The organism is Nocardia concava NBRC 100430, from assembly GCF_000308815.1.
Lineage (GTDB): Bacteria > Actinomycetota > Actinomycetes > Mycobacteriales > Mycobacteriaceae > Nocardia > Nocardia concava.
In genome coordinates this window covers 52,510-62,296 of sequence record NZ_BAFX01000199.1, presented here as the reverse complement: position 1 = coordinate 62,296, position 9,787 = coordinate 52,510, and the positions used below count along the sequence as shown (strand labels likewise).

Genomic DNA, 9,787 nt, shown 5'->3' with positions numbered 1-9,787 from the left:
ATCTGCGGGCGTTCAACCGCGACGATGTCGAACTGATCACCGATCCGATCAGCGCGGTGACGGCGCAGGGGGTCGTCACCGCGTCCGGGGAGGAGCGTGAGGTCGACGCGCTGGTGCTGGCCACCGGATTCAAGGTCTTCGATGTGCCGTACCGCATCCGGGGAGCCGACGGCGTCGACCTCGACGAGCTGTGGGCGGCCGAACGAAAACAGGCGTATCAAGGTTCGACCGTGCCGCAGTTCCCGAATCTGTTTCTGGTGCCGGGACCGTACGGCGTATCCGGTGCTTCCTGGTTCGGCACCATCGATCTCGGGGTGACCCACGCGGCGAAGGTGCTGAGCGAGGCGCGGCGGCGGGGCGCGACCCGGGTGGCACCGACACCCGAAGCCCACCAGCGCTTTCTGACCGATACGCGGCGCAAGGTCGAGCACGAGATCTTCAAGAGTCCCAGTTGTGCCGGGGCCAACAGCTATTACGTCGACGAGCACGGCGACGCACCGTTCCTGCGTCCCAGCCTCGGGCTCTTCAGCTGGTTCTCGGTGCGCCGATTCGACCGCGACGACTATTCGTACACGGCACTCGCCTCCCGGACGGTCCGACACCCGTCAGCCAGGACCGACGAGGTGACCGCATGACCGCCGACGGCTCACCGATCCTCGAGCGCACCTTGAACGGCGGGCAATTCGAGATCCCCGGCCCACGATGGGAACTCGGCAAACTCCGCAAGGTCGGTCCATTGAACTGGCTGGCCCACCGCGCCGCGGGGCTGGTTCTCGGCACCCCGTCGATCGCCGGCGGCGAGGCCCTGTCGCTGAATCCGTGGCTGCTGTGGCCGTGGGCGCTCTACGGCGCGTCCATCACCCCGCTGCGGCGGCGCCGCGATCCCAACATCCAGTTGGTGATCCTGCGGACCGTGTGGAACGCGCACGGCCGCTACGAGTGGTACGTCCACTTCCACGTCTCCCGCCTCGGCGGGGTGTCACCGGAGACCATCGAACGGGTGACCCTGGGGCCTGATCAGCCCGGGTGGACCGACGAGCAGCGTGCCCTGCTGCGCGCCGTCGACGAGGTCCAGCGCGATCGGATGATCAGCGATACCACGTGGAAAGAGCTGTCGCCCTTCATGACTGACCGGCGCCTGGCCGAGCTGTTCTTCGTGATCGGGCTCTACGACCAGCTGGCGATGCTGTTCAACTCCCTCGGCGTGCACCCGGAGCCACGGCGCTACCACTGGGCTCCGCTCATGCTCACCCGACGGCCCGACGACAGTGATGCCCTGCTGCCGAGCGGCTTGCGCGCGGCCGACCGGTTCATTGCCGGGCGGTTCGCGGGGCGTCGCACCCCTTACGCACAGCTCACCGTCGGCGGCCGGACCGTCTCCGTCATCGTCTTGGTCGAAAGTGACACCGTCGCAATGCCTTTGCCGTATGGCAAGAACCGGCGCTGGATCACGGAACTGATCGCCGCCGGGAGTGCGGACATCGAGTTGCCGACCGGGCGGCGTAGCACCCTGCACGCACCACGGCTGGTGGACGCCACCCAAACCCAGGCGATGCCCGCCCGCGTCCATCGCCTGTCCAAGCTCATGCCCGTCCTCGTCGCCACCCTCGCGTGAGCGACAGCCATGGAGAAGATGATGAACCCAGAACTAGACGACTTCGAAGCATCCGCCTCAGAATTCGAGATACCCGACTTCGAGTTCGCCATCCTGGGCGCCGGCTACGCCGGGATCGGGACGGCGATCGCCTTGCGGCAGGCCGGTATCCACGACTTCGTCATGATCGACAAGGATCGCGACTTCGGCGGCACCTGGCATGTGAACACGTATCCCGGTATCGCCGTCGACCTGCCGGGCATGCTGTACACCTTCCACGAGGAGCCATACCCGGAGTGGCGCAAGACCTTTCCGCTCGGCAGCGAGATCAAAGGCTACATCGACCACTGCGTCGACAAGTATCGGCTGCGTGATCACGCGATCCTCGGCGTCGAGGTGGCCGCGGCGCGCTACGACGAACGCCATCACCTCTGGCGCGCGGAACTCGATACCGGACACACGGTGACCTGCCGGTTCGTCATCGGCGGCTGGGGCGTCCTGCAGAAGCCGAAATACGCGGAAGTGCCCGGACTGGAATCATTCTCCGGCACCGTCATGCACACCGCGCGCTGGAACCACGACTACGACTACCACGGCAAACGGGTCGCGGTGATCGGCACCGGCGCTTCGGCCGTGCAGGTGATCCCCACCATCGCACCCGATGTCGCACAGCTCGACGTCTACCAACGCACACCGGTCTGGGTCATGCCGCGCCCGGATCCGCCGATCCCCGCAGCGGTGCGCGCGATATTTCGCCGGTTCCCGAGCGTGCTGAAGGCCATCGCACTGGTCATCCACGCCGCCGCCGAGCTGGTGAAAACGATGGGCATGGTCTATTTCACCAAGGCCCCCTTCATCGTCCGGACCATCGAACGCATATGTCTGCTCAATCTGCGGGTGGCCGTCAAGGATCCGGAACTACGCAAGCGGCTCACCCCGAGATCCGGATGGGGCTGCACCTTCCCGACCGTATCCAACAAGTACTACCCGGCATTCACCCGCCCGAACGTCGAATTGGTCACCGACGGCATCGAACGCATCGACAGCGACGGCATCTGGTCGAGCGACGGAACCCATCGCCCCGTCGACATGATCGTCATGGCCACCGGCTTCCGCGGCTATGAAGACCAACCGCCCCTGCCGGTCGACGGCCGAGGCGGCCAGGATCTGCGAAAACTGTTCCAAGAGATACGCATCCAAGCCTTCCACGGCGCGACCGTGCCCTCCGCGCCCAATGCGTTCCTCCCCATCGGCCCCTACAGCTTCACCGGCCACTCCTACGCGCTATCCGTTGATTTCGCCGCCCGCCATCTCATTCGATGCCTGGTCGAGGCCCGCAAACGGGGTGCCACGGAAATCCAGGTGACCCAGGAGGCCAACGACCGCTATTACCAGCACTGCCTCGACCGGATGAAGTACACGTCGTTCTACAACAACAACTGCAACCCGAAGGAGGGCTACTTCTTCGGAGAACACGGCGACGTCCCACTCATCAGGCCCAGTTCCACCTTGAAAGCCTGGTTCGACAACCACACCTTCGACGTCGCCAACGACTACCGCTTCGCGCGGGTCGGATCCGGGGAACCGCTGCCGGATCCCCGTACGGGTGATGAGCCCGGGTGGCTCGGACGCCGACTCCAGCGCTACGGACTGCTGTTCCGGCATGCCGACCGCAACGCGCTGCGCGCGACCCACCCGAGTGGAACGAACCCCACCAACGCCAATATGTCCGGCCTCACCCGAAGCACCTCCGATCGGATTCTCGCCGCCGAGCACGCCGACCAGCGGTCGGCCGCGCTCGAGTCCTTTCTGAACACAGTCCGCACTGCCCCGAAATCCCCTGTTAAGCAAGAGGAATACCGATGACCACCGAACTCGCCACTCCCGCTCCGCCGATCACAGCTCCGCTACCGGCCCTGCTGCGCGGTGGTCCCGCCCCCGCACTGATCCGCGGTCTAGCCGGCGCTGCCGAACGCGGCACCTTGCAGAAGACGATCTACGCCATCGGATGGGTGGTGGCCTTCACCGTGGTGTCGGTCGCCTTCACGATCTATTTCACGATCCTGCCGGACGGTTCCTCGAGCACCGAGATCGCCCACTTCTTCCACCAATACAACCCCTACATCAAAGCGCTCGCCGGTATCGCGGGATTCGGTTATCCGCTGCTCATCTGGATCAGCGGCTCTATCGGCGCGCTGCTCTACCAGGCCGACACCAGCCCCGGCAAGCGCGTGAGCTGGATGGCGCTGATCAGCGACGTGCTCTTGTTCGCGGCCTTCGCCATCGAGACCGGCCTGTTCGCCGTCACCGCACTGCTCGTCGACCACGTCAGCGCCGAGATCATCCACACCCTGCATGTCGCCGCGTTCGCGTCGGCCTACATGCTCGGCGGAATCTGGGTTCCATTCCTGGTCGGGTTCATCGTGATCTCGGTGCGGACGAAGCTGTTTCCCACCTGGATCAACTGGACGGCCGCGCTGTGCCTGGTCACCAACACCAGCGCGGGACTCGGATTCCTCACCCTCACCGGGCCTTTGAACTCCATGAACGGAGTCATCGGACTCGGCGGAGCAACCGTGGGCCCGGTGATCTTCCTGGTCATGATCACGGCCTGGCTGATCGTGCAGGACGCGCCCGCCGCACTCATTCGCCTGCGTAACCGCATCTGATACCGAGGAGACAGAACATGTCCAAGATGATCGGCCGATACGACTTCGCCTTCGACGACAAGTATTTCGGCATTTCTCGCAACTACCACGAGCGGGAGGTGCCGATGGACGCGCAGCAAGCGGGTGTGGCCTTCACCGCGCTGGCCGCCAAGATCTTCGGCGGTGAGATCGACTCCGTCACCGAGACATTGGACGGCCGCCCCTTCACGAAGCCGGTGTGGGGCAAGATCTTCCAAGCCGACATGTACCGGCGCGGAGCCGAGATCCGGGCCGCGGGTGAACTGCGGGAGGGACAGAGCACCGGCCACGGGGTCGTCAAGTACTCGATCACCCGGTTCGTGCCCGCGCAGGAGATCCACTTCGCGTTCCATCGGCACCTCGCCATGCGCGGCGGGCACGCCTTCGTCATTCGACCTGGCGCGCAACCGGATACGGCGATCATCAGTCACGAGATCCACGCCCAGCCGATCCTGTACACCCGGCTGATCTGGCCGCTGTTCCTGCGGTATTTCCACGATGCGGTGGTGGAGGACATCTTCGACGCGGGACTCGACTATCTGGGATTTCCTCCGCAGGAGCGAGCCGATTTCCCGTGGCCGGTGCGGGTCGGGGCGACGCTCATGCAGACCCGGCTCGGGCAGTGGGCGTGGACGGCGCTCAGCTCCGCCTCGGAACTGATCGACCGCGACTGGGGGCGAAACCCCTTCAACGAGCAGGGGATTCCGACCGACCTCGATTTCTCCAGCGTGGCGCGTCATCGAGTGCCGGAGCTCGAGCAATGACCACACCGCGCAAGGCCCGCCCTCGCAAAAGGGCGGTGCCCCAACCCATCTCGATCGTCACCGTGACACCCGGTCCGGCGAGTCCGCAGTCCCGAGTGTTGCTGCGCCTGAGCCGGATCGCCATCAAGCCCGCATTGAACGCCCTGATCAGCGTGTACGGAATGATGATCAGGATCGGTCCGGAGGGCACCGCGAAAGCCCGGTGGCTGCAAACGCTGGTCGCCGCGACGGACTACCTGCTGATGCCGGTACGCCCGCTGAAAGGCAGTACCGTCGAACGGATTTCGCTGCCCGACTGCCCTCCGCGCATCGAGCGGGTCAGCGGTCCCGGCGTCACCCGGGCGGACGCTGCCGTCCTGTGGTTCCACGGCGGCGGGCTGGTCGCGGGCGGCTTCAACTCCCATCGGCGCATGCTGTCTCGACTGTCCGCCGAGGCCGGAATACCCGTCTACACGGTCGAATTCCGGCTCCTGATCGAGCACGAATTCCGCGACGCGGTCGACGACGCCGTGGCCGCCTATCGCGCATTGCTCGGCCACGGCATCGACCCCGGGAAGCTGGTCATCGGCGCGGACTCCGGCGCCGCCGCCATCGCGGTCGCCCTGGCGGTGCGCGTCCGCGACGAGGGCCTCCCGGCGTGCGCGGGCCTGGCCATCATCAGCCCGTGGATCGACTTCGATCCGACCGAGAAGTTCGCGGACCCCCGCGCTCGCCTCGACCCGATGATCCCGATCGCCGGCGCCTGGCCGATGAGCGGCGGCGATCTGATGGCCAACCACGTCCTCGCCCGTGGCCTCGACCAGGCCGCCGCGCTGTCACCGATCCGATCGAATCTGAAGGGCCTGCCACCCTTCCTGATCCACGCCGCCGAAACCGAGATCCTCGCGCTCGACGCGCATCTGCTGTATGACCGGCTCACCACCGAGGGCGTGCCGGCCCAGCTCACGCTGTGGAGCGGTCAGGTCCATGTCTTCCAACTCTTTGCCGACATCGTTCCTGAGGGCATGCGCTCGCTGTCCGAGATCGGCGATTTCGTCCGCCGGATCACCGGGGGTGCACCATGAATCGGGACTCCGACGCGTCGGCAACCCTGCGCCGTGAGTTGGGCCCGGACCTGACCGCGCTGGCCGCGCTCACCGAGAGCGACAGCGCCGAACTACTCCGCTTGTTCGAACGCGCCCGGGCTGGCCGACGCACAGCACTCGACCGGGCGATCGCCGAGACGCTCCGGATGGCACCGCGGCCCCTACGCGGTCCCGCCCGCAAGATCCTGTTCGGAAAGCAGCACGGCAATGGATGATTCGACGGTTCGAGCACAGCTCGAACACCTCGCGCGGATCCTCGATGCCGATATCACCGAGATAGACAGATTCGAGTGTCTCGGGCTACCGCAACTGCGCGAGCTCACCGATCGCATCGCCCGCAGACTGTTCGCGGATCAGACCGAGATGTTCGGCCGGATCAGCGCGCTCGCCCCGCTACTCCCCGCGGCTCTCATCGCCACCCTGGCGCAGCAGGCCATTCCACCGCTGGTCGCGGGCCGAGGGGCGGGCGCGGTCGGTCTGGCCCATCCGCAGAAGGCCGCAGCGGTCATCCGCAGGCTCCGACCGGACTACATGGCCGATGCCGCACCACATCTCGACCCCCTCGCCGTGCAAATACTGGCCCCGAGCATCCCAACCGATGCTCTGCTGCCAGTGGCCATCGAGCTACTTCGACGGCACGACCACGACACCGCGGGGAGACTTATCGAGCATCTGCCGGCGAATCACGTCCGATATCTCGTGGCACACCTGACAGACGATGAGGGCATCTTGCGCAGTGCGGCACTCGCGCGATCCGACGCGCAACTCAACTCCCTGGTCCGAACGATCCCCCGGCACCGAATGATCGAGCTCCTCGACACCGGAATGAACGGCGGCGACGACCTGCAAGTCGTCCTGTTGTCCATCCTGAACCGACTCGATCCCGACCTACGGACCGCCTACAGCGCCGGCTCACGGGCTGCGGCCCTGCCGCCTCACAACGGATTCCTGTGCGAGGATCGCTGACATGTTGCGGAGCTTCGAGGAACTGGTTGCCGAAGCCGACACCGTGTCGGTGGCCGGGTGGGACTTCTCCTGGCTGAACGGCCGTGCCACCGAACAGCGCCCGTCTTGGGGATATCAACGACTCATGGGTGAGCGGTTGGCCGGATCGACTGCGGCACTGGACATCCAGACCGGCGGCGGCGAGGTACTGGCCGGCGCGCCCACGCTCCCCCGCACCATGGTGGCGACCGAGTCGTGGCCGCCGAATGTAGCCAAAGCGACCCAGTTGCTACACCCGCGGGGTGCGGTGGTCGTCGCCGATACCGACGAGCCACCGCTACCCTTCGCCGACGCGGCGTTCGACTTGGTCACCAGTCGGCACCCGGTGAAAGCGTGGTGGACTGAAATCGCCCGCGTGCTGCAACCCGGGGGCACCTATTTCTCCCAGCACGTCGGTCCGGCAAGCGTTTTCGAGCTGGTCGAATACTTCCTGGGACCACAACCCGACCGCGTCCGGCGCGCACGGCATCCCGAGGACACGCGCCGCGAGGCCGAAGCAGCCGGTCTGCAGGTGGTCGACCTGCGCTTCGAGCAGCTGCGCACCGAGTTCTTCGACATCGGTGCTGTCATCTACTTCCTGCGGAAGGTGATCTGGATGGTGCCCGGCTTCACTGTCGTCGAATACCGCGATCGGCTCCGTCGACTACACGAACAAATCGAAGCCGACGGCCCGTTCGTCGCGACCACGACCCGCTTCCTCATCGAGGCCCGCAAACCGGCCTGAAGGCTCGCGACAAAGGTCTAGCCCGTTTTCCTACCTTCGTCCGCGAACAGCCCGCGGATTCGGTACAGATCTCGACATACCTGCCCGAAAGCACGGCCTGCCCAACAATTTCCAATCCTCGAGATACACGACCAGCAACTCAGACGCCGCCAGCCCGATGCGGTGGCTCTGTCCGTCATCTATGACGGCAGCTGTTCACGAATCTTGACGGCGCTGGCCTGGGCGTCCGGGTGATGTTCGCGAATTTCGACGGCACCGGATGGGCGTGGTGGAAGTATGTCGGGCGCTGCCGAGGAGCGCACCGATGCCCAACATCTCGAAGGTCGACCTGTATGCGTCCATCCGCCGAGACTTCCGCGCGGGCACGTCGAAGCGGGCGCTGGAGCGCGAGTACGGGGTGGGCTGGCGGACAGTCGACGCAGCTCTGATTTCGGTATGGCCGCAACCGCGGAAGCAGTATCCACGGCGCGGATCCCGGTTGGATCCGTACAAGCCGTTCATCGACGAAATCCTACGCGCGGACCTGAAAGCGCCTCGTAAACAACGACATACCGTGACCCGCATCTATCAGCGGCTACTCGACGAGCAGGCCATGACCGGAGTGTCGTACGGGCGGGTGCGCGCCTATGTCGCCGACCGCAAACCCGAGATCCTCGCCGCGTCGGGCCGGGCCCCGGCCCAGGTGTTCGTGCCGCAATCGCACCGGCCGGGAATGGAGGCCGAGGTCGACTTCGGAGAGATCGTGATCCGGCTGCGTGGTGATCTGGTGCGCTGCTACCTGTTCGCGCTACGAATGTCGTTCTCGGGCAAAGCTGTTCATCGAGTATCGATGTCGGGTGGGCAGGAGGCGTTCTTCGAAGGCCACGTCCACGCCTTCTCCAGGCTCGGTGGCGTGCCGGCCGGGCAGATCCGCTACGACAACCTCAAGGCAGCAGTCGCGAACGTGATCGGCTTCTCGCGCCAACGAGTGGAAACCGAGCGATGGACAGCGTTTCGTTCGGCCTTCGACCTGACCGCGTTCTACTGCCAGCCAGGACAAACCGGCGCTCATGAAAAGGGCGGCGTCGAAGGCGACATCGGCCGCTTCCGCCGCAACCATTTGGTGCCGGTTCCCGACGTCTCCTCGATCGCGGAGTTGAACGCGATGATCGATGTCTGGGATCTCGAGGACGAGGACCGCCGCATCGGTGTCCGACCCCGCACAGTCGGCGAATACTTCGCAGTCGAGCAGGGGCTGCTCAAACCGCTGCCGGACGAGCCGTTCGAGACCGGGCGCTGGTTCACCCCGCGGGTCGACCGCTATTCGCAGATCACGGTGCGCGCCAACAAGTATTCGGTTCCGGTTCGCGTGATCGGCCGTCAGTTGAGGGTGTTGCTGCGGTCCTCGGAGTTGATCGTCTACGACGGCCGCACCGAGATCACCCGGCACGAACGCCTGCCGGGCAAGGGCGAAGCGCGCCTCGAACTCGACCACTACCTGGAAGGGCTGTTGCACAAACCCGGCGCACTGCCCGGCTCGACCGTGCTCGAGCAAGTCCGCGCGGCAGGCAAATTCACCCCGGTTCACGACGCCTGGTGGGCCGCGGCCCGCAAAGCCCGCGGCGACGCCGAGGGCACCCGAGCACTGATCGAAGTGTTGCTGCTGCACCGACATCTACGCCACGACCACGTCGTCGCGGGACTGGCCACCGCCTTGCGGGCCGGGGCGTTGACCCCGGACGCCGTCGCGCTCGAGGCCCGCAAGGCCGCCGACTCCGACACCACACCCGAGCTCGACGAGCAGAACTGCGAGCCCGGGTCGGCGTCGGCAGTCGCGTCGCTGACCGCTCGCCGACTCGCGCAATTGCCACCCGATACGCGACCACTGCCGTCAGTTCGGGCCTATGACGAATTACTGCGTCTGACACAACGATCGAGAGGATGACCCG

The 9,787-nt window shown here is 65.8% G+C and carries 9 protein-coding genes and 1 pseudogene; all 10 read left to right on the top strand.

Annotated elements, in window-relative coordinates; all coding sequences use genetic code 11:
* Nucleotides 1-635: pseudogene (locus ON43_RS39195) on the top strand (flavin-containing monooxygenase); the annotation flags it as partial.
* Nucleotides 632-1,615, top strand: a complete 984-nt coding sequence (locus ON43_RS43225) for a carboxymuconolactone decarboxylase family protein (RefSeq protein WP_051180012.1) — start codon at nucleotides 632-634, stop codon at nucleotides 1,613-1,615. The pseudogene ON43_RS39195 and the gene ON43_RS43225, both read left to right, overlap by 4 nt.
* 21 nt (nucleotides 1,616-1,636) lie before the next feature.
* Complete coding sequence (locus tag ON43_RS46980) at nucleotides 1,637-3,460, top strand: flavin-containing monooxygenase (RefSeq protein ID WP_167333502.1); 1,824 nt, start codon at nucleotides 1,637-1,639, stop codon at nucleotides 3,458-3,460.
* On the top strand, nucleotides 3,457-4,263 hold the full coding sequence (locus ON43_RS39180) for a hypothetical protein (RefSeq protein ID WP_040815800.1): 807 nt from the start codon (nucleotides 3,457-3,459) through the stop codon (nucleotides 4,261-4,263). The genes ON43_RS46980 and ON43_RS39180 overlap by 4 nt, the downstream gene beginning before the upstream one ends.
* Nucleotides 4,264-4,280: 17 nt before the next feature.
* Nucleotides 4,281-5,045: a hypothetical protein gene (locus tag ON43_RS39175; RefSeq protein ID WP_040815798.1), complete on the top strand. Its 765-nt coding sequence runs from the start codon at nucleotides 4,281-4,283 to the stop codon at nucleotides 5,043-5,045.
* Entirely contained in the window at nucleotides 5,042-6,109 is a 1,068-nt protein-coding gene (locus ON43_RS39170; RefSeq protein ID WP_051180009.1) for an alpha/beta hydrolase, read from the top strand. Before ON43_RS39175 ends, ON43_RS39170 begins: the two co-directional genes overlap by 4 nt.
* Nucleotides 6,106-6,345, top strand: a complete 240-nt coding sequence (locus ON43_RS39165; protein ID WP_040815797.1) for a hypothetical protein — start codon at nucleotides 6,106-6,108, stop codon at nucleotides 6,343-6,345. Before ON43_RS39170 ends, ON43_RS39165 begins: the two co-directional genes overlap by 4 nt.
* Nucleotides 6,338-7,096: a hypothetical protein gene (locus tag ON43_RS39160; RefSeq protein WP_051180007.1), complete on the top strand. Its 759-nt coding sequence runs from the start codon at nucleotides 6,338-6,340 to the stop codon at nucleotides 7,094-7,096. The genes ON43_RS39165 and ON43_RS39160 overlap by 8 nt, the downstream gene beginning before the upstream one ends.
* 1 nt (nucleotide 7,097) lies before the next feature.
* Complete coding sequence (locus ON43_RS39155) at nucleotides 7,098-7,859, top strand: class I SAM-dependent methyltransferase (RefSeq protein WP_040815795.1); 762 nt, start codon at nucleotides 7,098-7,100, stop codon at nucleotides 7,857-7,859.
* A 304-nt stretch (nucleotides 7,860-8,163) separates the two neighbouring features.
* Nucleotides 8,164-9,783, top strand: coding sequence for an IS21 family transposase (gene istA, locus ON43_RS39150; RefSeq protein WP_040815793.1), 1,620 nt, complete (start codon nucleotides 8,164-8,166; stop codon nucleotides 9,781-9,783).
* Nucleotides 9,784-9,787 lie beyond the last annotated feature (4 nt).